Source organism: Duganella fentianensis (genome assembly GCF_964031615.1).
GTDB classification, from domain to species: Bacteria; Pseudomonadota; Gammaproteobacteria; order Burkholderiales; family Burkholderiaceae_D; genus Rugamonas; species Rugamonas fentianensis_A.
Genome location: NZ_CAXIQN010000014.1, coordinates 166,051 through 188,316, shown reverse-complemented (window position 1 = coordinate 188,316; position 22,266 = coordinate 166,051). Strand labels below are relative to the sequence as shown.

At 61.8% G+C, this 22,266-nt stretch carries 19 protein-coding genes; 6 read left to right on the top strand and 13 right to left on the bottom strand.

What is annotated here, in order from left to right:
• The first annotated feature begins 7 nt into the window (after positions 1–7).
• The 4 genes from ABNT42_RS10530 to ABNT42_RS10515 all read left to right on the top strand — a co-directional run bounded on the left by ABNT42_RS10530 (position 8) and on the right by ABNT42_RS10515 (position 4,619).
• Positions 8–940, top strand: a complete 933-nt coding sequence (locus ABNT42_RS10530; RefSeq protein WP_348696761.1) for a LysR substrate-binding domain-containing protein — start codon at positions 8–10, stop codon at positions 938–940.
• Between the two features lie 107 nt (positions 941–1,047).
• A complete protein-coding gene (locus ABNT42_RS10525) occupies positions 1,048–2,037 on the top strand; it encodes an HDOD domain-containing protein (protein ID WP_348696759.1) in 990 nt (329 codons plus the stop codon).
• A complete protein-coding gene (locus ABNT42_RS10520) occupies positions 2,030–4,195 on the top strand; it encodes an EAL domain-containing protein (RefSeq protein ID WP_348696757.1) in 2,166 nt (721 codons plus the stop codon). Before ABNT42_RS10525 ends, ABNT42_RS10520 begins: the two co-directional genes overlap by 8 nt.
• Positions 4,196–4,253: 58 nt before the next feature.
• On the top strand, positions 4,254–4,619 hold the full coding sequence (locus ABNT42_RS10515) for a glutaredoxin (RefSeq protein ID WP_348696755.1): 366 nt from the start codon (positions 4,254–4,256) through the stop codon (positions 4,617–4,619).
• A gap of 17 nt (positions 4,620–4,636) precedes the next feature.
• Here ABNT42_RS10515 and ABNT42_RS10510 read toward each other — a convergent pair whose 3' ends face one another.
• The 10 genes from ABNT42_RS10510 to ABNT42_RS10465 all read right to left on the bottom strand — a co-directional run bounded on the left by ABNT42_RS10510 (position 4,637) and on the right by ABNT42_RS10465 (position 15,913).
• Complete coding sequence (locus ABNT42_RS10510) at positions 4,637–4,942, bottom strand: protealysin inhibitor emfourin (RefSeq protein WP_348696754.1); 306 nt, start codon at positions 4,940–4,942, stop codon at positions 4,637–4,639.
• Between the two features lie 32 nt (positions 4,943–4,974).
• On the bottom strand, positions 4,975–6,009 hold the full coding sequence (locus ABNT42_RS10505) for a M4 family metallopeptidase (RefSeq protein WP_348696753.1): 1,035 nt from the start codon (positions 6,007–6,009) through the stop codon (positions 4,975–4,977).
• Positions 6,010–6,143: 134 nt separating this feature from the next.
• The gene (locus tag ABNT42_RS10500) at positions 6,144–6,470 is read right to left on the bottom strand and encodes a hypothetical protein (RefSeq protein WP_348696751.1); all 327 of its coding nucleotides are present in this window, start codon (positions 6,468–6,470) and stop codon (positions 6,144–6,146) included.
• A gap of 33 nt (positions 6,471–6,503) precedes the next feature.
• Positions 6,504–6,716 (bottom strand): DUF3820 family protein, encoded by a 213-nt coding sequence (locus tag ABNT42_RS10495; RefSeq protein ID WP_348696750.1) that lies wholly within the window; start codon positions 6,714–6,716, stop codon positions 6,504–6,506.
• A gap of 8 nt (positions 6,717–6,724) precedes the next feature.
• On the bottom strand, positions 6,725–7,441 hold the full coding sequence (locus tag ABNT42_RS10490) for a hypothetical protein (RefSeq protein ID WP_348696748.1): 717 nt from the start codon (positions 7,439–7,441) through the stop codon (positions 6,725–6,727).
• A gap of 27 nt (positions 7,442–7,468) precedes the next feature.
• Positions 7,469–8,476: a hypothetical protein gene (locus ABNT42_RS10485; protein ID WP_348696747.1), complete on the bottom strand. Its 1,008-nt coding sequence runs from the start codon at positions 8,474–8,476 to the stop codon at positions 7,469–7,471.
• Between the two features lie 297 nt (positions 8,477–8,773).
• The gene (locus ABNT42_RS10480; RefSeq protein WP_348696744.1) at positions 8,774–12,418 is read right to left on the bottom strand and encodes a tubulin-like doman-containing protein; all 3,645 of its coding nucleotides are present in this window, start codon (positions 12,416–12,418) and stop codon (positions 8,774–8,776) included.
• Between the two features lie 86 nt (positions 12,419–12,504).
• Positions 12,505–12,924 (bottom strand): hypothetical protein, encoded by a 420-nt coding sequence (locus ABNT42_RS10475; RefSeq protein ID WP_348696742.1) that lies wholly within the window; start codon positions 12,922–12,924, stop codon positions 12,505–12,507.
• A gap of 38 nt (positions 12,925–12,962) precedes the next feature.
• Complete coding sequence (locus tag ABNT42_RS10470; protein ID WP_348696741.1) at positions 12,963–14,444, bottom strand: hypothetical protein; 1,482 nt, start codon at positions 14,442–14,444, stop codon at positions 12,963–12,965.
• On the bottom strand, positions 14,441–15,913 hold the full coding sequence (locus ABNT42_RS10465; protein ID WP_348696737.1) for a hypothetical protein: 1,473 nt from the start codon (positions 15,911–15,913) through the stop codon (positions 14,441–14,443). Before ABNT42_RS10465 ends, ABNT42_RS10470 begins: the two co-directional genes overlap by 4 nt.
• A 324-nt stretch (positions 15,914–16,237) precedes the next feature.
• Here ABNT42_RS10465 and ABNT42_RS10460 point away from each other — a divergent pair, with 324 nt between their 5' ends.
• Positions 16,238–17,692, top strand: coding sequence for a sodium:solute symporter (locus ABNT42_RS10460; RefSeq protein ID WP_348696735.1), 1,455 nt, complete (start codon positions 16,238–16,240; stop codon positions 17,690–17,692).
• A gap of 51 nt (positions 17,693–17,743) precedes the next feature.
• Positions 17,744–19,627 carry a signal peptide peptidase SppA gene (sppA, locus tag ABNT42_RS10455; protein WP_348696733.1) on the top strand — a complete coding sequence of 628 codons (1,884 nt, stop codon included), beginning with the start codon at positions 17,744–17,746 and terminating at the stop codon, positions 19,625–19,627.
• 48 nt (positions 19,628–19,675) lie between these two features.
• Here sppA and ABNT42_RS10450 read toward each other — a convergent pair whose 3' ends face one another.
• From ABNT42_RS10450 to ABNT42_RS10440, 3 genes are all read right to left on the bottom strand, one after another.
• Positions 19,676–20,953 (bottom strand): ATP-binding protein, encoded by a 1,278-nt coding sequence (locus ABNT42_RS10450; protein WP_348696731.1) that lies wholly within the window; start codon positions 20,951–20,953, stop codon positions 19,676–19,678.
• Complete coding sequence (locus ABNT42_RS10445; RefSeq protein WP_348697134.1) at positions 20,953–21,687, bottom strand: response regulator transcription factor; 735 nt, start codon at positions 21,685–21,687, stop codon at positions 20,953–20,955. Before ABNT42_RS10445 ends, ABNT42_RS10450 begins: the two co-directional genes overlap by 1 nt.
• Positions 21,688–21,759: 72 nt before the next feature.
• On the bottom strand, positions 21,760–22,230 hold the full coding sequence (locus ABNT42_RS10440; protein WP_348696729.1) for a Spy/CpxP family protein refolding chaperone: 471 nt from the start codon (positions 22,228–22,230) through the stop codon (positions 21,760–21,762).
• Positions 22,231–22,266: the final 36 nt, after the last annotated feature.

The window sequence follows — 22,266 nt, the reverse complement described above, 5'->3', positions numbered from 1 at the left end:
AAATCGAATGTTAAGACTAAGTCTGGAAGCCTTGCAGATTGTCGATGCCATTGACCGGCGCGGTTCGTTTTCCGCTGCCGGCAAGGAATTGCACCGTGTGCCTTCGACGATTTCCTACACCGTCAACAAGCTGGAAGACGATCTGGGTGTGCAGGTGTTCGAGCGCCACGGCCCGCGCGTGGTGCTGACGGCAGCCGGCGCCGAGCTGCTCAAGGAAGGGCGCTATCTGCTGCGCGCCGCGCAGGATCTCGAACATCGCGTGCGGCGGGTGGCTTCGGGTTGGGAAACCGAGCTGACGGTGGGCATGGACAGCATGTTCGCGGCCTGCGCGCTGCAGGACGATATTGCGTCCTTCTACGACCTGGGCCAGCAGACCCGCTTGCGCGTGATGCAGGAAACCCTGTCCGGCACCTGGGAGGCCTTGCTGGACCGGCGTGCCGATCTGCTGATCGGCGCGGCCGGTGAGGGACCGGCCGGTGGCGGTTATGTCAGCCATGCGCTGGGACAGATGGAATTCGTGTTCTGCGTGGCTCCCAGCCATCCGCTGGCCGCCGTGACGGCCGTGCTGGAACGGGGGCATTTGCAGCCCTACCGCGCCATCAGCGTGGCCGATTCGGCACGCAAGCTGCCGCCCCGCACGGTGGGGCTGCTACTGGGACAGGACAGTCTGAGTGTGCCGGATATGCAGAGCAAGCTGCGCTACCAGCTAGCCGGCATGGGTTTTGGCTTCCTGCCCGCGCCCTGTGCCAGAGCCGCCATTGCGGCCGGTGTGCTGGTGGAAAAAGCCGTGGCCGAGCCTAAACCACCGGAAACGTTTTATCTGGCGTGGCGTACGGGCGAAATGGGAGCGGCGCTGGCATGGTGGCTGGCGCGCTGGCAGGAACCGCAACGGTTTGCCGGCCTGCTCGGCCATCTGCCCCGTCCCGCCTTGCCCGCTTGATGTAAAACAGGCGTTGCCGTGGTGTTGCAGCAACTGTTAAATGTTGGCAAGTGCCAATAGATTCAGAGTAACATAATAGGATCACTGACTGACCGCACCGGAAATCCATGACTGTTACGCCTGTTACGCCGCCCGTCTTCATCCATCCGCTGGCGGACCGCCATGGCGTGCCGTCCGCGCTGTTGCTGGATGCACGCGGCATGCAGCCCGAGACGGCGCCGCTGGCGCTGCTGCAGGAACTGGCGGCCGGCAGCATGGCCTGTTATTTTCGCGATGGTCTGAGCGAGTCTAGTCAGCAGCTTCTGCTCGATGCGGGCTGGCAGGCGGCACCGGCCGATGAAATCCACCATAGCAACGCCGCACTCGATGCCGAGTTCAAGGAATTGCCGCGCACGGCCAACTGGATCGAAGGCGAGTGGTTTCTGGCGCCGCCGCCCAAGCCGGTGGGCAGTCAGGCGGCATCGCGCGCGCTGGCACTGAAACTGGTGCAACTGGTGTCGGCCGATGCCGATACTCATGAAATCGAAGCCCTGCTCAAGCAGGACCCGACCCTGTCCTACCATTTGCTGCGGCTGGTGAATTCGCTGGGCATGGGCTCGGCGCGCAAGGTCAGCAGTTTTTCGCAAGCCATTCTGATACTGGGCCGCGCCCAGTTGCGCCGCTGGCTCAATCTGATGCTGTTCTCGGCGCGCGAAGCCGACCAGCGTTCGCCCATGTTGCTGGCGCGTGTGGCCGTGCGGGCCCGTTCGATGGAGTTGCTGGCCAGGGAGGCCGGCTACGATAAGGCGCAGCAGGAGCAGGCCTTTATGGGCGGTATGTTCTCCTTGCTGGGCGTGCTGTTCGGCATGCCGCTGGCCGAAGTGTTGCAACCGCTGACCATCAGCGAAGAACTGTCGCAGGCGCTGCTGCAGCGTAGCGGCACGCTGGGCCAGTTGCTGACGCTGGTGGAAGCGGCCGAGCATGCCGATCTGATGGCGCTCACGCGCGGCCTGCGCGCGCTGCAGATCGATATCGCCGGCTACAACCAGATTCAGGCCGATGCCTATCTGTGGATGCAGGCGATTGCGGCGGGCAAATCCGGGAAAGATGATGCGTGAAATTCTGCAACGCTGTCTGTCGCTAAGCGAGCGCGCGGCACAGGAGTCCGGTGCGGCGCAGAGCGCGACGCTGGGACAACTGGCGGCGCTGCTGCAAGCCACCCGCGATGCCATGCCGGCGGTGCCGGAAGGGCCGGGCGCTCCCGCTATTTTGCAACTGGATCTGCTGGGCTATGTCACGGCATGGAATGATGCGGCCGAGCGCCTATTCGGTTACAGCGCGGCCGAAATGCTGGGCCAGCACGTGCTGCTGCTATATGCCGAGGATGATGGCGCGCTGGACGAACTGGTGGTGCCGGCCGACGGGAGTACCAGTACCACTGCCGAAGTGCAGCGCCGCACCAAGTCCGGCGAACTGATCTGGGTTAGGCTGGAACTGCATCTGCGCCTCGACGATAGCGGTGAAGCGTTGGGCATGGAAGTGCAGGCTTATAAGCTGGTGGAGGTGCTGTCGCCGGCCGACAAGCTGAACCTGCATGCGCGCATCATCGAAGACTCCGATCAGGGGGTGCTGATTACCGATGCGAACGAACGCATTGTCTCGATTAACTCCGCGTTTACCCGTATCACCGGCTATCCGCCGGAAGAGGCGCTGGGCAAGACCCCGGACCTGCTGCGCTCGGGCGTGCATGATGCCGAGTTTCGTGCCCGCGTGCGCGCTGCCATGCACGGTGCAGGTGCATGGCGTGGCGAAATCATCGGCCGGCGCAAGAACGGCGAACTGTTCCCCCAGTCGGTGACGATTAGTGCCGTGCGCGACGAGCTAGGCAATATCAGCCACACCTTCTCGCTGTTTTCCGATATCAGTCTGCACAAGGATGCAGAAGCGCGCATGCAGCGCATGGCCAACTACGATGCGCTGACGGGCCTGCCCAATCTGTGCCTGCTGAACCAGTTGCTGGGGCAGGCGCTGACGGAAGCCAGACGCTCGCAGGAGCATGGTGCGCTGGTGATGATAGAGATCAGCCGGCTGGGCGCGATCAGCGACACGCTGGGGCACGAGGTCAGCAATGAGGTGCTGTGCGAAATCGGCCGCCGTCTGCGTCAGGCGCTGCGCGAAGCGGACGTGCTGGCGCGGCTGGACGGACACAAGTTTGCTATCGCACTGTTGCATATCGAAAAACGCGAACACGCCGGCATCGTGGCGCAGAAGCTGCTTGCCACGCTGGCCGAACCGTTTGTGGTGGGGCGGCATCAGTTACAGGTCGATGGCCATGCCGGTATTGCCGTGTATCCGGAAGATGGCAGCGAAGTGCCGACGCTGATCCGCCATGCCGAAGTGGCGCTCAACAAAGCTATCCGCAGCATCGATTCCGGTCTGCTGTTCTACAGCGCAGAAATTAACCAGCGCGCCAAGGAGCAGATGCGTATTGAAGGCGAACTGCGTCACGCGCTGCTGAACAATGAACTGCTGCTTTACTATCAGCCGAAAGTGAGCCTGCGTAGTGGCCGGATTTCTGGTGCGGAAGCCTTAATCCGCTGGCGCCATCCGGAACGGGGCCTGATTCCACCGGGTGTTTTCATTCCGGTGGCAGAGGAAACCAGTCTGATCCTCGATCTCGGTAGCTGGGTGCTGGAAGAAGCCTGCCGCCAGATCCGCGCATGGCAGGATGCAGGACTGGAATTGCAGCCGATTGCCGTCAATCTATCGGCGCGTCAGTTCGATAGCAAGCTGCCGCAGCGCATCGCTGCCGTGCTGGAGCGCTATAACGTGCAGCCGGAAAAGATCAGTCTGGAAATTACCGAAAGCCTGCTGGTCAAAGGGGCCGAAAGTGTGATCGCCATCATGAACCAGTTGCGCGCCATGGGCTTGCGGCTGGCGCTCGATGATTTCGGCACCGGCTATTCGAGTCTGGCCTATCTGAAGAAATTCCCGATTACCACCCTGAAGATCGACCGTTCCTTCGTGATCGGTCTGCCGAACGAGAAAAACGATTGCGCCATTGCGGGGGCGATCGTCACCATGGCCAAGGAACTGGATCAGGAAATCGTGGCGGAAGGGGTGGAAACGGTGGAGCAGATGGACTTCCTGCGCGGGATCGATTGCAATCATCTGCAGGGCTATCTGTTCAGCCCACCCGTGCCGGCGGAAGATTTTGCCTGCATGGTGCGCGAAGACCGGCGCCTGACGCTGGGGCCGCGGCTGCCGCCAGCCTGACGCGCGCACCCGTTTGCGGTTATGCTGCTGTCTTTAACCGCCGACTAAGGAAGCACCCATGAGCCGTCACATCCTCGCAGAAGAACAGATCCATCCTGCCGTGCGCGCGCAGGTGAGTAGTTATCACCGCTCGCTGGTGGAGGAAGTGCAGGCGGCGGTGGCGAGCAACAAGCTGGTGGTGGTGGGCATGGGCTGGAACCCCTATCCGCGCAAGGCGCGCAAACTGCTCGATGCGCACGGCATTCCCTACACCTATCTGTCTTACGGCAATTATTTCAATACCTGGCGTCCCCGCATTGCGCTGAAAATGTGGACGGGCTGGTCGACTTTCCCCATGGTGTTCGTCAATGGCGTGCTGATCGGCGGCGCGAATGATCTGCAGAAGCTGATCGAGCAGGGTGAACTGGCACGCATGCTGGCTTGAGCGGCGGTGGCGGGACGCTAGTCGGGCGGGAAGTGGTTGAGCTGGTCGGTGAGCTGGCGCAGTGCCAGCGGTGCCGCATCCAGATGGTAGTGCACGGCATGCTGCCAGCCATCTTTGTCGACCTGTAGTTCGTAGAGAAAATCACCTGACTGCGGCGCGATCTTGCGTAGCTGCTCGGGCAGATTGAAGAATTGGCAAGCGTCGAGCAACTGGGCTAGCCGGTGCGCCTGCGCCGGCGCCAGTCGGGCCAGATCGATGCTGCGCGTCTGCGCACCGGCCGGCCCCGTAAAGCCACCTAAGCCCCGTAAAATCAGCCGTGTCATGATGCTGGCTCCGATCAACTATGCCTGCCTTGCTAGGATTCCACCTGCACTCCCACCAGTTGCCATGCGCGCTGAACGGCATACTGTTCGGCCGTATCGTTGCCATACAATAGTACCGCCGCCTGCGCCGTGGCGCGCGCCATATCGGCAAAGCCCGCACTCGGCGTCAGCAGCCCCAGTGCCCTGTACCAGATCGGGCCGGCCTTGTCCCATGCATGGCCTTGCAGCGCCAGTGCGGTGAGGTAGAACGCATGGTTGGGGATGCCGGAATTGCTATGCACATCGCCATCCTGCACATAGTCTGCCATGTTTTTCGGTTGATCGTCGCCCGACCAGGTGAGCGTGCGATTGCCGGGATCGGCCAGTGAACGCAAGGCCTTGCCTACGGCGGGCGCCATGATGCCGGCGCCGATCAGCCAGTCGCCCTCGGATGCCTTCTGCTGCAAACGCCACTGCTTGACGAGCGAGCCCATCACATCGGAAATCGATTCGTTGAGGGCGCCGCTCTGACCTTCGTAGATCAGCCCGCCCGGCACGGCGAACTGGGTGACGCCGTGACTCAGTTCGTGCGCGACCACATCGATGGCATCGGTAAAGCCGTGGAACAGTTTGCCGTCGCCATCGCCATACACCATCTGCTGGCCGTTCCAGAAAGCGTTGTTGAAATTGCGCTGGTAGTGCACGGTAGAATCGAGCCGTAGTCCCTTGTTGTCCACCGAGTTGCGCTGGAATACGCTGCGGAAGAAATCATAGGTGAGGCCGGCGTTGTCGTAAGCCTGATTCACCGCGCCATCCTTGACGGCGGCGCTGCCTTCCGTGCGCGCTACGCGACCGGGCAGGGTGGTTTTGTGGCGGCCATCGTAGACGGTGCGGCGCTGTTCGCCCGTGCGCTGCGTGGCTGCCAGCGTGGGCATGACGGAGCGCTGGCCGCGCAGATGGGCGGATAACTCGCACTGGTCCAGCAGGCACTGGCGTTCCGTATTGCTCAGATGGGGCGCTTCTGCCAGTTGGCGCAGCATGCGCGAAGGTATGATGCAGCAGACGCAGTGATAGGGCAGGGAGGGCATGGCAGGCTCCTACGCATGGCGATGCAGCCTTTATACACGGCTTTTCCTTGCCGGCGCGCCACGTTTGATTTGCCTCAAATCGATCGTCTGGTGTGCCCGTCGATCTTGTGCAGCCTGTCGGATGTTGGTGCGGGCTACTCTTTACCGAATATGCAGTCCAGTATCGTGGTGCCGTAGGGAGATTCGGGATCGTCCGGATGGCAGAGTATGGCGCCATCTTCTAGCTGATGGCCTAGTCGGCGGCGTATCAGTAAGGTGGCCTCGCGGATGGCCTGAAAGGCACTAACGCCGACGATGTCGACATAGCGCCCGTCCACGCCCATCAGCGCAGCAGGGCAGGCCCAGCCCAACTCGCATTGATATGGTGCCCCCAGCCATGCCTGTATCTGCACATGGCTACCGTCGGCGCGCAGGCACAGCATGTCTTCGGTGGCAATCACGTTGGGCTGATCTATCCTCATGGCGGCTCTCGGCTAGGGGCGTTGCAGCATTACTCAGCGCAGCGGATCGAGCAGGCTGCGCAGATTGTTGTGATCGAGTTCGTACATCAATGCCAGCAGGCCGCCCAGTTCGCCTTTGGGAAAACCTTCGCGGGCGAACCACGCCAGATAATGGCCGGGCAGATCAGCGATGAGCCTATTCTGATACTTCCCGAAGGGCATTTTGTAGCTCAGTAGCCGCACCAGCTTATCGCTATCCGTCACCATCACCCCTGTTATAGTGCGGCCACCTGTACCGCGGTCTTGCCATCCCACACCACCTGGGTGCTCATGTCGCGTCGCGCCATCAGTTTGTTGTTGATGTAGAGATTGGTTTTCAGTGTGTAGGTGCCCTGTGGTGCTTGCTCAGGCAGACTCAGTTCGAAGGAGTTTTCGAAGCGGCCACCGCTGCGATTGGTGAGCGGCTTGGCTTTGGTTTTGAACGGATCACCATGGGTGTCATACACCACGAGCTCTTCCCGCACTTCGCTGATCTGGGTCTTGCTACCGTTGACCAGTTCGACGGTGGTGTTGATGCGCATAGGCTGGCCGCGCTGCACCACATTGTTGGACAGACGCGGTACGTATGAAACGACCTGTGGTTCCGGTGGCAGAGCACCGCGCGCGGCAACGTATTCCTTATCGGTCTGGGCGGCTGTTTTGGTCTGGCGCGACTGCGCGTTGATGGCGACACAGCCGATGGCGCCGGCAATCCCGCCCACTGCTGCGCCTTTCACCGCGCCACGCTTGCCATCGATCAGGGCGCCCAAAAATGCGCCTGCCAGGGCACCCGCCAGCGCCGAGCTGCCGACGCTGCAAGGATCATCACTGGCACTGCTTGGTGGCGGGTTGCCGGTCTGACGGGTGCCGCCGCCGGTAGGCGCCGTGGCGCAGCCGGCGATCAGGCTCAGTATCAGTGCGGATGCCACAAGTCGGGTGGTGTGCTTGGTCATGGCGTACTCCTTCAATCGAGGTCGGGTTTAGCGGATCGTGGTGTCTTGCTGTAATAACTGGCGTTCGCGTTCGCGTATCTGGCGCGACAGTGTCTCGATGCGCGGATTGGCCGGATCCATGCGGCGTGCGCTTTCCAGATAGGTACGGGCGGAATCGAAGCGGCGCTGGGCCAGGGCGGTCTCGGCATCGGTAATAAAGGTTTGCGCCATCTCTGCCTTGACACTGTTCACGGCGCCGCTCTTCTGCTCGCGACTGTCGTCCAGCGCAGGTGCCGGTGCAGGTGCAGGGCGAGGCGCCGGTGCTGGCGTCGCTACGCTCGCCGGTGCGGTGGGGAGAGTCGCCTGCGTTGTAGTAGCCGGGGCCGTTAGCGTTACAGCTGCCGTTGCCGGAACCGGTGCACTATTTTTGGCGTCGGTCAGGGTCTGCAATCGCACGATCTCGTTTTCCAGTTCCTCACGCTCGGCCGCTTCGACGTTGGCGGCCATCAGGCTGGTCATGCCCTGGCGGGCCGCAGCCAGATTCTGGCTCTCCAGCGCGCGTCTGGTGGCCTGGATCGCATTGCCCGCGCTAGTTTGCGCCTGATTTAGACGGCGCCGCAGCTTGGCGGAATTGGCTTCCGCAGCACATTTGGGCACTAGCCGTGCTAGCGTCTTGCCGGCACTTTCCAGTTTATGCTCGTTAAGCTGGGTGGTCAGCAGACGCTGGTTGCTTCGGCAGGATTCCACCGTATCGGCTGCCTGCAGGTTCTTCTGGAATTTGGCCAGCAGATCTTTGTCTGCTGCGCCGCAATTCGACTGTGCAAGTTCGTTCTGCTGGCGGGCGCCGTCCAAATCACCATGCTCAAGTGCCTGCTGACCGGCGCTAATGGCAGTTTGGCAAGCCATTGCACGCGCCTTGTCGCGCTGCCCGATGTAGGCAAACAGTCCCAGCACCAGCAAGATGCCGATGGCGAGATTGCGCCACAGCCGGGCGGGTTTGCTTTTGCCACCGGTGGGCACAGTGGGTGTGCTGTCCTGCTGGGGAGCCGAGGGCATGCGTGTGGCCGGCGTGGTGGCTGCTGGCTCAGGCCGGGATACTGGTGGCTCGGTCGGCGCAGTGGGCTTGGGCGACTTTTGCGGCTCAGGCAAAGGCGATGTTTCCGGGCGTTTCGTAATGCGCGTGGTTTCACCTTTGCCACGCTGAGGGCGCGCGGCGACAGGCGGCGTAACTTCCACCGCCGGCGCAACGGCTTCGGTACTGCCGTGCGCCTGTGGCGTACGGCAGTAGGGGCAGAATGCAACCGCACTAAACAGCGGCTGCTGACAGCTGGCACACTTCATTGCAGACTATCCTTAGGCCAGTGGTGGCGGCATGAGCGGTGGCGGCAGTGCGGCAGACGTGGTGCCCAGTAGCGTTGCCAGTTCGGCCAGCTGGAGCAGATCCGTCCAGGCCGCCATTCCCTGACGCCAGACCTTGGTCTGGGCCGGTGCTACCTGTCCCGCCTGCACCATCTGGACAATCTGCTGGGCTGTATAGGGACCATATTGCTGGCTATTGATGCCGAGCAGGTATTGCAACTCGGGCTGGGCCGGTACCAGCGGCGGCGCCACCAGCGGTGGCGGCATGCTGCCGGTGGCGGGCGGCCATGCAGCGGCAAGCGGCGCGCTCGCGACACCAATAGCTTGCAGCTGGGCGGTCTCGAATATTTCATTGCGCAGTACGAATTTCAGGCGTGGCTGACCATCTTCGCCCGGCTCGCGCACTTCCCATTCGTAAGCGTCGGCATCCGAATCGGGTACCACCTGACACCACTCGGCCAGGTGGTCGAGCAGGCGGTCGGACAGCTTGCTGGCATCGGCTTCGCCCATGCCTTTGCGGCGTGCGCGGTCGCGCAGTTCGCGTTTTACTTCGCCGGCGATGGCACTGGCAAAGCCCTTGCGCACGTCATCGGCACCGGTGGCATCCTGCACTAGCTTGGCCGTATAGACGGCATTCTCGTAGTAATCGGCCAGTGCCGATAAAGCCACCGTTTGTACGGCATCGAGGCCGTCGATTTTCTCCTGTACGCGCGCCACGATGGCTTCGCGGTAGGTAGTGGGCAGGCCATTCTGGCGTACTGCCCGTTCGTTGCCGATACGGCGCACATCGCCGCGCGCGACCGCAAACTGGTACTGGCCGGGCGGCACGATGCGCTGGGTAGAGCGGGTCAGTACGCCCAGCATCACCGCTTGCAGGAACTGTTTAAAGTCTTCGGCCAGCCGATTGATTTCGTCCGTGGTGGGAGCAATCGGGTGGCTGAACTGGGTCGAATCGATATGCGTGTGGGTCGGGCTCTTTTCCGCCTCCTTGCGGTAGCTGGTGCGCCAGCCTTCCAGGCCACGCAGTACCGTCATGGGTACACCGGATAGCTCGCAATAGCAGACGGCCCGTCCCGGTACGCCGGTTTCGACGATCTGCAGCTGGGCCGAGGTAATTCCGGCCACGGTCGGGATGCAGGTATCGAGTTCGCTGCCGAAGCGGCGCTTGAACTGCTCGGCCTGGGCCACGCCGATAAAGCATTTGTACTGGTCGGCCTTGACGTTGAAGTCGCCGGACAGATTGGCGTCTATCCAGGGCATGGCGCAGGCCAGCAGCTTGCGGAAGCGGTCCATGCGCTCGCTTGGGCTCATCTGGTCGAGCGCATCGAACAGCGGATCGGTGGCTGGCACGTCACCTTCGCTGGCACTCGCCAGTGCCAGCTGACGTTCTGCCATGCGCTTGACTTTGAGCAGAATATCGTTGCGCTGGGCGGCGTCGCCCAGCATAGGGAACAGTACTTTCGAACCGCCCAGATCCTTGAACGCTTCGTCGGCCCATTCGCGCAGGGTGAGCAGGCCCGGCATGGGGCGCACGGCCTGCGTGGTTGGCAGCACGATCAGGGTGGCGTGATCCTTGTTGAGGTCTTGCTGCAGGATATGATTGGCCTGCTGCAGCTGGCTGAGCATCTCCAGTACCGCTTCACGGCCAGCCTGCAGCTCGCCCACCAGCCCGTCCCAGACGGCGCGGCCCTGCCCATCGATGCCGGTTTTGCGGCCCAGCCAGTTCGACAGATCCTGCATCAGCACCACGCTTTCCTCGGCAGCCTTGGCGCGCAGGTGGAATTTGAGCGAATTGGCGATTTCCGTGCGCAGGTGGTCCATCACAGCGATGGCCTGCTTTTCGCCGCTACCGAACAGGCCGCCTTTGGTTTGTTCCAGATTGGTCAGCAGGCGCTCGTATTCGCGTGTGCGCACGGCTTCCTTGATTTCGCGGTAGCGTTCGGCGTTGGTGCCGAGTGCCTGCATCAGCCCGGTGCCGGGCGATTCCAGCCGGTCCTTGATCTGTTCCACCAGCGACAGCACGTATTCGAGGCCACCGAAATCCTTGTTGTCGAGGTAGGCATACAACTGGTCGCGCACGGCCTGCTTGATGCGCTCGAGCAGTTCGCGGCGGCGCTTGCTGATACGGTCTTCCGTGGTGTCGGCATTGGTATCCTGATCGCGCACGGCATCGCGCTCGAGCCGCTTGAAGGTATCGCGTACCTGCGCCGGCCACTCGCCACGGTCAAAACCGTTGCGGATGGCATCGATGCTGTTGCTAACGCGCTGCTCCACGCCAGCTAATAGCAGGCCATGCTTGTCCTGCAGCAGATCGTCGACGATCTGGTAGTCGAGGAATTCGCCGTTGCTGCGTTTGAGTTCGATCTGCTTATCGGAGAACTCGGGGAACTCGCTGAAAGTATGGGTGCGCAGCGCCATTTGCGTCGCCATGAAATCGTCGCGTTGCTTGTCGGTGGCACGATTGGCAGCGGCGTCGCTGCTGCCCACGCCGAAGAAAGCCTGCAGCATGGCACCAGCCCAGCGGTGGGCCTGTTCGTCGCGGCGGGCTTCCTGACGGGTGTCGAGCACGGCCTGGCCGAAGGCCGAATAGCGCTTCGAGTACGATAGACGCATATCGGCAAAGCGCGACTTGGGCACCAGCGCGTCATGCAGGAAGTTCTTATGCAGCGCCTGATTGACGGCAGTAGAGCGCTTACGGCGGGCAAAGTCGCCCGAGGCAAAATCTTCGAACAGGGCATCGGCCACCATGTGGTAGACATCTTTGATGTCTTTGGTGTGCTGCTGTGCCAGATTGCCCGAATCGATCAGATACACTTCACTATATGGCTCGCGCGGCAACTCCGGCTGGTCATAGGCATCCCAGCGACCGACATACCCCTTGTTGCCCAGCATGGCCGACTCCAGTTCCATCAGGGCGGCATAGCCATTGGCTTCGGTGCGGTCTTTGTTAGCGCCGGCATAGCCGGTGGGCAGGAACAGCATCAGTTCAACATCGGCCTGGCCCACTTCGGTCTTGGCCAGCCAGCGTGCCAGCAAGCCCATATCGAGAAAGGCGCCGGAACCTGTGCCGCCGGCAACGGAGCCCACCACGACGATGCGGAATTTGCTGTTTTCCATGCGCAGGCCCAGCCGGTTCAGCTGCGCCTCATGCGACAGGCCGGCTTTCAGCGTCTTGAGCTTGAGGCGGATCTTGTCGCGCACTTTGGTGTATTTGTCGAACAGGTAGAGACGCGAAATGGCGCGGATCTGGCCCGCGCCTTTGGCCGGGTCTATGCCCAGTTCGCGGATCTTCTTGGGCGTCAGCGACAGCCATTCTTTGATATGCGGATATTTTTCCAGCGCATCGTCGTCGCGGCTGTACTTGTCCATATCGAATGATTCGACGATTTTGTCTTCGTCGCTGAATTTGACCAGATCGAACTGCAGATCATCGGCCTGGGCGCGGCCGCTGTCGATCACGGCACCGGCGTCGAGATCGAACTGGATGAACTGGGCTACCGGAAAATCTGCCAGACTCTCGACCCGGGTGCGTTCGCCATTGCCGCCCCACAGGCTATTAAGAATGCGGCGGCGTACCCGCATCAGCACTTCCATGCCGGTTCCGCCGATACCGATGAATAGGGTGGGGCGCAAATCCATGATTTGCTCTTGCTTGCGTTCGCCCGCACCTACAGTCTGGTTCAAGTTGTCCATGTTGCCCACGTCCTTAGTTCACACTACACAGTTTATTTACGACCCGTTACGAAGGTCAGCACCAGCGCTACGATGGCGATCAGGCTGAGCGGGCCGATGATCAGCGGTGCCATGAATTTGGCGGAATTGACGGCCGCCAGTACCACCCCGGTTGACATACAGGCGAGGAAGACGAACAGCCACCAGCCGGCAGCGTTAGCCTTATTCGGCGGCACACGCTTGGCTACCAGTGTATTGGCATAGGCGCCACGCACAAAGAAGAAGGCGATGTATAGCACCAGTAGCACGGCGACACCGACCAGCAGGTCGCGCGAGGAAGTGTCGGCATCGGCCGGCGCCAGTGCAGGCGCGACAGGGCTACTGCTGACGGTAGCAGGTGCGACCGGCGCGGAAGCGCTGTCGGCGGGTGGTGGCAGAGTGAAGCCGGCGCTTTCTTTGCTATCTTGGGACATTCTTAGGTTCTCCTTGGATGAATAGGTAAGGCCTGGATTTAGCGTAGTTGCAGCGTGTGGCCATCGGTCACGCGAACGATGGATGGCGCGCCCAGGCCACGTTTGATTTCCCCGACCATTACACCCTGATCGTTGAGCACGTTCTGGCTGCTGAAGGCTTTCAGCATGAGCTGGCGCGGCTGGCCATCTACCAGCACCGCGTAGCGCTGGCGCTTACCGGAGAGCATGGCGAGCGCGGCGATGCCTAGCAGCAGGGTCAGGATGCCGCCGACCACTACCACCACCGGGGTGAGCGGATACTGCACCCGGACCAGTAGCGGCACCTGGGCGCGCGAACTGCGCACTTCCTTGGGCGGCACCAGCGCTTCGGCTAGCGGATCGCCGGGGAATAGCTGCTGCATGTCGGAGAGAAATTCCGCTGGCAGCGCCAGTTGCTGGCCGCTCAGGTCCAGCGTCACCAGCATCGGCAATTGCAGCCGCTTGCCCATGGCGCGGATGGCCTGAGCCGACCAGGCGGACGGCACCTGTTCGAGCGGCAGTCGGAATTTCACATCCACTGCCTGTTCGGCGCCGGGGGCCAGTGCTGCCAGACGGTCCGGCGTGACTTCGATAGTCTGGCTCGGGCTGCCGGCAGCATGCAGGCTGGCACTCACGCTGGCATTGCTGATGGCATAAGGGTAGAACTGGTTTTGCAGGGCCGCTTTCAGGTGTACTGTTGGCACCAGTGCAGTGGCATCCACATCGAGCAGCAGGGTGCGCTGGTCGCTGCCCAGCGAGGCGCGCATATTGGGCGCATCCAGCAGGGCCTGTGGCACGATGCGCAAAGCATCTTGATCAACCGGTTTCAAGCGCGCAGGTGGGCGCGTCAGCACGCGCGACAGCCGGCCATTGGCCAGTATGCGGTTGAGCGCCTGAGCGGCTGGTTCGCCATAGGCCAGCGCGTACACCATCAGGCCGCGGGCATTGTAGAGCTTACCCTGCACCGGCATTTTGAGGGGGAAAACCACGGTTTTGGTAATCGACGGCTCCAGGTGCAGCAGCCGGTAGAAGTCGCGATTACGTTCGGCCGTGGCCTGATCGTTGCCGGGGCTATTGCGGTTGTTGGTGAAAATCCAGATGATGCCTGATTTCCCTTGCAGTGGGCCGGCGATGGTGGCGCTGATCGCTTCCTTGAAATCTGTATCGGCCAGTGCCGGACCGTTGCCCTTATGTGCCAGCGCCAGCGGCGCCAGCAGCCGGCCTACACTGGCGCCATCGCCAGTACCCAGTGGCTCTGGCGAGCGGTGGCTACCGCTGCTCTGGCTGAAAGCCAAGGTAATGATGCGGTCGTCTGGTTCGGCAGCAGCAGCAGCGACCGCTGCTACCAGCGGTTTGAGTTGCGAGGCGGGATCGACATAGAAAGGCTCCATCCAGCCCGAGTTCTGCACCAGAAAGGCTTGCTGAATGGCGGCCGAGGCCGGTGCGGCCAGCATGGCCAGCAAGCTGGCCGCCAGCATCATTGGTGGTAGCGTCTTCTTCATGGGGCAAGGGTCCAGCCATCGATGCGGGCCAGTTGCGGATGGTAGGCCCAGAGTTTGTCTTGATAGGTGAACAGCCGCATATGCCAGGGCTGGGCCACCACACCGGTATGGAAGGCAGTTTCCGTGTCGTCGTCATCCCATATCATCAACAAGCGCATACGGTCGGGATTTTCCAGCAGGGAGGCCAGGGCCTGGGTGTTCCCGAGCTTGAGACCGACGACACCGCTATCGCCCACTTCCAGCAGTGGAATCACGTTTTCGCTGGCGGCGCCGTCATCGCCATGTTCGGGTTCTTCCCACGGATTTTTCTTAAGCTTGCTGGCAAAACGGTAGTTGATGCTGCCCGAACAGAAACGCGGCGACAGTGCCGGCTGTCGCTGCGGCTGCCGCTTGCCTAGTTCCACATACAGATAGTTGCCAGCCTGATGGTCAAAGCACAGCTGCCAAAGGCTACCTGCCGCATCCTGATACGGACTGCCGAAACTGAATTCCGGAGTTACCTGGGCCGGCCACGCCACGAACTGTGCGCTGACGCTGCCATCGGCCTGCTGCTGCAAATGCAACTGCCCCTCCCCATACAGCCATACGGCCATACGTCCATAAGCGACTGGCGGGCTGCCGCTGCCGAGGCTAGCTGGAGCATTGCTGACCTTAATGGTAGCGCCCGACTGGCCGTCCGCCGTGGTCTGGGCAAAGTGCAGACTGCCGTCTGGCTGCTGCAGTGGCAGCCAGACTTGCTGATTGAAGGTCACCGGTGCGCCGATGGCGACGCCGTTGCCACAGTAGCTCACTTGATAGCGCAGGGCCGGCAGATCGACCACCAGACGTGCTAGACCGGCCTCTGTGCCAAGTAGCAGGGTGCTGTGGAAGCCGCTCAGCAGTTCGCAGCGCCAACTGGCACGTGCGATACGGGATTCTGCCAGCAGGCTATTGCTGCTGCCTTCGACCGCCTGCCAGCGTGCGCTTTCCGGTAGCCAGACAAACAGGCTGCCTTTTGCCGGGTCTAGTGCCAGCAGGGCCTCGGCCGAGGTGCCGAACTGGCCGGAAATAAACTGGTATTCGCCCGGTGGCGGTACCGGCAAGCTGGCGTCAGCTGCGCTGTCGGCGTGGTAGCTCGCAGGATTCGCCAGCGCCAGTGTGCGCTGTGATTTGCGCAGCCCCAGCACTTCCGAGCTGCGCGCCATGGTGACGCTGCGCGCGCCAAATGGGGGGATCCAGCCGGACTCGGCGGCGGGACTGGCGGTGCCGGCCAGCGTGCTGCCGTCGACCGGTGAGTAGTTAAATTCGGGCGGAAACAGGCTGCCGTCTGTGCTTGCCTTGCGCATCCGCATGAAGTGGGCAAGATCAGCGGCTGGTAGCTGTTGCGACACGGCATAGCCTAGGTGGGTACGGACTAGCTGAAAGCTGCCATTGCTGCTATCCCAATTTCCTGTATCCAGTGGCCAGACCATCGTATTCTCGTTATTCATCATTCATCCAGCTACTGATGCTAGTACACAATCTCGTTAATTTATATTTAAGTGTTATGTTACATATTACCGTTTTTTTTAGCCCTATGGAAACTTAATGTGCGATAGCTACATGGTTTAAATCTCACCAATTCTCACTCTTCCTGCCATAGGGAAAAGTAGCTTTCAATCAGGCTAACTTCCTTTATACTTTTGAATATTAAAATCTTAATTTTCATGCTGTTTGAGACCGCTCTAGCGTAGCGCAGGTCGAGCATGGAAATACTGCTTGCGAATAGCCAGTGTATATTGTTGGCCATTTAATTCACGGCCACCGCGCTATTTATGTCGGCAATCTCACTTTTTATACTTCTGCTGCTGTATTTCGCCGTGCTGATGGGGGTGGCATGGCAGACTGCACGGCATGCCAGCAATCAGAGCTTTTTTATCGGCAACAAGCGTAGTCACTGGCTGCTGGTGGCCGTAGGCATGGTGGGCACCACATTGAGTGGCGTGACCTTTGTGAGCGTGCCCGGCATGGTCGGGCGCGAAGGCTATGCCTATCTGCAGGTGATGGCTGGCTACATTGTTGGTTATGTGCTGGTTGCCGGTGTGCTGCTACCGCTGTACTACCGCATGCAGCTGACCTCGATATACGAGTATCTGGCGCAACGCTTGGGGCAGGGGGCTTATCTGAGCGGGGCCAGCTGTTTTATCGTAGCCCGCACGCTCAGCGGTTCGGCGCGGCTGTATCTGGTGGTGAATATTCTGCAGGCCACGCTGCTCGATCGCTTGCAGGTGCCGTTCTGGCTCACGACCGTCGTGATATTGCTGATGATTTTGCTCTACACCTATCAAGGTGGGGTCAGAACGCTGGTGTGGACCGATACCTTACAGACGCTGGGGATGTTGCTGGCGGTAGCCGCCTGCGTGTACTGGCTGCTGGGCCAACTTGATCTGGATGTGGCTGCCGCCTGGACAGCGCAGCAACGTGCCGGGCTGACACACGTGCTCAATCTGCAGTGGGATAGCCCCGGCTACTTCTGGAAGCAGTTTCTGGCGGGGATATTTATTGTGCTGGCGATGACGGGCATGGATCAGGAAATTATGCAGAAGAATATTTCAGTGCCGACTCTGCGCGACGCTCAGAAGAATATGCTGGTGCTGACGATCGTTCTGTCCGCTGTGCTGCTGCTGTTTATGTTCCTGGGTGGTATGCTGACCCTATACGCCCGCAACGCCGGGATGGAGGTCAGCGGTGACAAGCTGTTCCCGGCCGTGGTGATGCAGCACATGCCGGCCGCGCTGCAACTACTATTTTTCCTCGGCCTGGTCTCGGCCTTGTTCCCCAGTGCAGATGGCGCCATGACGGCACTCACGGCCAGTTTCTGCCTTGACATACTAGGCTGGCAGCACCGTACCGACCTGAGCGAAGCCGACAAACTACGCCAGCGCCACTGGGTGCATCTGGGTTTTTGCGCGCTGTTTCTGGCGCTGGTGCTGCTGTTCCGCTGGATCGATAACGCCAGCATGATAGGCTTGATACTCAAGCTGACCGGCTATACCTATGGCCCTATCCTCGGTCTGTTCGCTTTCGGCCTGCTGACCAGACGTACCCTGCGCCATGGCGTGCGCCGGCTGGTGCCGCTGGTAGCGCTGGCGGGGCCGGTGCTGTGCTATCTGCTGGAGCTGAATCAGGCGGCGCTGTTCGGCAGTTACCGCATGGGGCTGGAGCTGCTGATCGTCAACGGTCTGCTGGTATTTGCCGGACTGTGGCTAATTTCCCGCCCGCAACGCTGAGGACAGCATACAATGTGTTACTTGTTAATTTCGCAATCGACTGGAGCTTGAATGAGTAAGTCCCCGTTTTCCTGGCTGCGTAGTGGCTTTGCTTGGTGCTGGCGTGCGCTTGATGCGGGCCGCCGCACCGTGCTCAATTTGCTGTTCCTGCTGGTGCTGGTAGCGCTGGCTATCGCCCTGTTCACTGGCGGGCCCAAGTCGCCCGGCCCCAAGACGGCGCTGGTGCTGAACCTGAAAGGCCATCTGGTCGAGCAGGCCAGCGGCAATGCGCGCGATGCGCTGATGAATAGCGTCAGCGGTGCCGACAGCCGCAAGACGCTGCAATTGCGCGATGTGCTGAGCGTGCTGGAAGCGGCCGCCAAAGATCCCGATATCAGCAGCGCCGTGCTGCTGACCGATGAAATGGATGGTGGTGGTCAGGCCATCCTGCGCGAAGTGGCCGCTGCGCTGGACCGCTTCAAAGCCAGCGGCAAGCCGGTGGTGGCGTGGGGCTCCAGCTACGATCAGCGCCAGTACCTGCTGGCGGCACATGCGTCGGAAGTGTATCTACACCCGATGGGGATGGTGATGCTGGAAGGCTTTGGCCGCTACCGTAATTACTACCGCGACGCACTTGATAAACTGGGCGTGACGGTTAACCTGATGCGGGTCGGCACCTATAAGAGCTTTGCCGAACCGTATATCGCCAACGGCCCGTCGGAAGCGGCCGCCGAAGCGGAGGCCTATCTGAATAACGGCCTGTGGAATGCCTACACGTCGGAAGTGGAAAAAGCCCGCAAGCTGGCGCAGGGCAGCGTGATGAAGACCATCAACGATCTGCCAGCGCTGGTGGAGCAGCAGAAGGGCGATCTGGCCAAAGTCACGCTGGCGGCCAAGCTGGTGGACGGCCTGAAGACCAAGGACGAAGTGCGCGAGCTGATGCTCAAGCGCGGCGTGCCCGATGCCAAGGGTAAGAGCTTCCGCCAGATCGGCTTTGATGAATATCTGGCGCGTGTCCGTCCGAAACTGACGGGTGATGCCATCGGCGTGGTGGTCGCGCAGGGTGAGATCAGCGATGGCACGGCCAGCGCCGGTGCTATCGGCGGTGATTCGACCTCCAAGCTCATTCGTGCGGCACGCGAGGACGATAGCATCAAGGCGGTGGTGCTGCGGGTAGATTCGCCCGGCGGCAGCGCATTTGCTTCGGAAGTGATACGGCGCGAACTGGAACTGACCCGTGCCGCCGGTAAGCCGGTGGTGGTTTCGATGGGTAATGTGGCTGCTTCCGGCGGCTACTGGATCTCCATGGCGGCGGATGAAGTCATTGCAGCACCGACCACGATTACCGGTTCGATCGGCGTGTTCGCCATTCTGCCGACGGCGGACAAGGTGATCGATAAAGTGGGCATCCACACGGCTGGCCGGCCGACTACGTGGCTGGGCGATGCGACCAATCCGCTGCGCCCGCTCGATCCCCGCTTCGGACAGGTGATACAAGGCAGCATCAACCATATTTATGCTGACTTCATTGGCCGCGCTGCCAAGGCGCGCAAGACCACGCCGGAGAAAATCGACGCTGTGGCGCAGGGCCGCGTCTGGACCGGCGAACAGGCCAAGGAGCGCGGCTTGGTCGACCGGCTGGGCGGCTTTGGCGATGCACTCAAGGCAGCGGCCAGCCGCGCCAAGCTGGACGAATATCGCGTGGTGTATATCGAACCGGATGTGAGCAAGGTAGACCGGATTATCGGTCTGCTCGGTGGTTCGGCGGCTCAGGCGGTAGCGCAATCGATGGCGCAGACGCTGGGTGTGCAGTGGAAGCATAGTGTGGCGCTCAGCACCGGCCTGCCGGTGACTGCCGCCAACGGCATTGCGCAGGATCTGGGCTGGCTGGCCGAACTGACGGCGGCGCACAAACCCTTTACGGCAGTGACCCACTGCCTGTGCGAATCGCCCTGATGTAGTCGTGCAGCGGGGCAGCGTGCAAGGCGCTGTCCCGCCGCAATGCTAGGCCGCTTTCAGCGGCAGCGTAATCAGGAAGCCGCTGCGGCCATCTTCTAGACGGGCGCAGCGCGCTTCGCCACCATGGCGGCGGGCGATCTGCCGCACTAGCGCCAGTCCCAGACCGGCGCCGTGGTTATCGCGGGTGCCGTGGCGGCGGTAGAAGGGCTCGAACACCCGCTCCGCTTCGGAGGTGGGCACACCGGCGCCACCATCCGATACCGTCAGCAGGGCTTGCCCATCGGCGCAGCGCAATTGCAGGCGGGTAGGCGGCGCGCCATGACGGCGCGCATTTTCCAGCAAGTTGCGCAGCAGGCGGCGCAGCAGGCGCGCATCGCCATTCAGTACGGCGCTCACGCCGTCTAATTCTGCCTCGTCGTAGTGGGCGCATTCTTCCGCTGCCAGTGCCAGCAGATCGAGTTCTTCCAGCATGACTTCGGCATTGATGGCATCGAGCCTGCTGGCCAGCAGGATTTCATCGAGCAGGGCATTGAGTTCGCGGATATCCTGCTCCAGCCCCGCGCGCCGTTTCGGATCCACTTCATCCTGCATCAGTTCCAGTGCCAGCCGGATGCGCGCCAGCGGCGTGCGCAGTTCGTGCGAAGCGTTCGCCAGCAATGTTTTGTGAGCACCCACCAGCTGTTCGATCTGGTCGGCTGCGCGATTGAAGCTACGCGCCAGTTGCGCCACTTCATCCTTGCCTTCAACTGCTACGCGCGCTGTGAGATTGCCGGCGCCCAGCGATTCCACGCCTTGCTGCAGGCGTTCCAGCCGCTTGGTCAGATGGCGTACCAGCGGAAAGGCGGCGATGCCTATGCCCAGCGCTACCAGCAGCAGGGCGTTGTGCAGCATGGCTTTGGGGCGGGTGAAGCCTAGCGGCACGCTGGAGAGCAGGCGGCGCCCGTCCGGCAGCCGGACAAACGATTCTGGCGGCGGCCCGCGCAGATCGCGCTGGCGCCAGCGGTGTGGCGGTATCGGCTCGCCCACGGCGGCCAGTAGCTGCCAGTCGCGCCCGTACAGCGTCAGTCTGGCCTGCATGCCGGCGGCCATGTGTTCCAGTGCTGCCTGCTGCTGTGCGGGCGGTGCGTCGGCGCTGGCCAGCGCATTCTGCATCACTTGCGCCAGCGCGCTGTTGGAGCGCTCCAGCGGGCCGCCGCTACGGTGCCAGACCAGCATCACGGCCAGCGCGAAGATCACCAGCGTCACCAGCAGGGCCACATAGAAGCGGATGTACAGACGTGGCAGGCCCCAAGGCCAGCGCGCAGGCAGGCGTGGCGCGGCCATTAGTCCTGCACCTTGGCGAACAGGTAGCCGGCGCCGCGCACGGTGATGATGCGGCGCGGATTTTTAGGATCATCTTCGACCGCAGCGCGGATGCGCGACATATGCACATCGATCGAGCGGTCGAAGGCTTCCAGCGTTTCGCCTTTGAGTTGTTCCATCAGGCTGTCGCGCGACAGCACACGTCCGGCGTGCTGCGCCAGCACCAGCAACAGATCGAACTGGTAGGCGGTGAGTTCGCACGGCTGGCCATCGATACGGGCAGCATGGGCGGCGGGATCGATTTCCAGCCGGCCAAATCGTAGTAGCTCGGGGTTGGTCATGGGGGCTAGGCCGGGCTGGTGGCGATGGTCGCTACGGCGGCGCAGGATGGCACGCAGGCGCGCCAGCAGTTCGCGCGGCTCGAACGGTTTGGGCAGGTAGTCGTCGGCCCCCATCTCCAGCCCGATGATGCGGTCGATAGCGTCGCCGCGCGCCGTCAGCATCAGCACAGGGACGTCGGAAGTGGCGCGCAAATGGCGGCACACTTCCAGCCCGTCCATGTCGGGCAGCATCAGATCCAGTATCACCGCATCGATATGACCCGCCTGCATGGCGTTCAGGGCGGCCCGCCCGCTCGCGGCGTGGGTAACGCGAAAAGCCGCCTGCGCCAGATACTCGGTGAGCATCTCGGCGAGGCGGGGATCATCCTCGACTAGCAGGATATGGTCAGGGGCTGGGGCAGGGGCGGCATTCATGCGATTCATTCTACGTTTGCCTTGCGCACCGTACAAGCCTCGGGCTCGATGCCGGGCGCAAGGCTGCCGGGACTAGTCGCGGTGACGGCGGCGCTCGTGCATCTTGTCCAGACGCTCGGCCAGTTTCTGACGCTGGGCAGGCGTCAGACTGTCGCCGATATCGGCCATCAGCCGCACCACACGCACGGATGCCTTGTCGGCCAGTGCGATGCCGCTGGCGCGGGTTTTTTCCAGTTCGGCGCGGTTGATAGTGGGAGCGGCCATCTGGCTGGCGAGCTGCTTATGCAGCTGGAATAGCTGCTCATGCATGGGCTTCAGGTCGTCCATGGCGGCCTTCATCAGCGGATCGATTTTGGCCTTCTGTGCATCGGTGGCATCCACTTCGACATACAGGTGCTTGAGCATGCGTTCCATGTGGCTGCCGGCGGCCATGGCAGGTCCGTGGCCACCCATGTGGCGCTCGACAGCGAAGGCACCCAGGCCGACAGTCAGAGTGCTACCCAGCAGGAAGGCAGCTAGCGTTTTGCGGTTAAAAATACTCATGTTTTCTCCTCTTTCGGATAATCGGGAAACGACAGA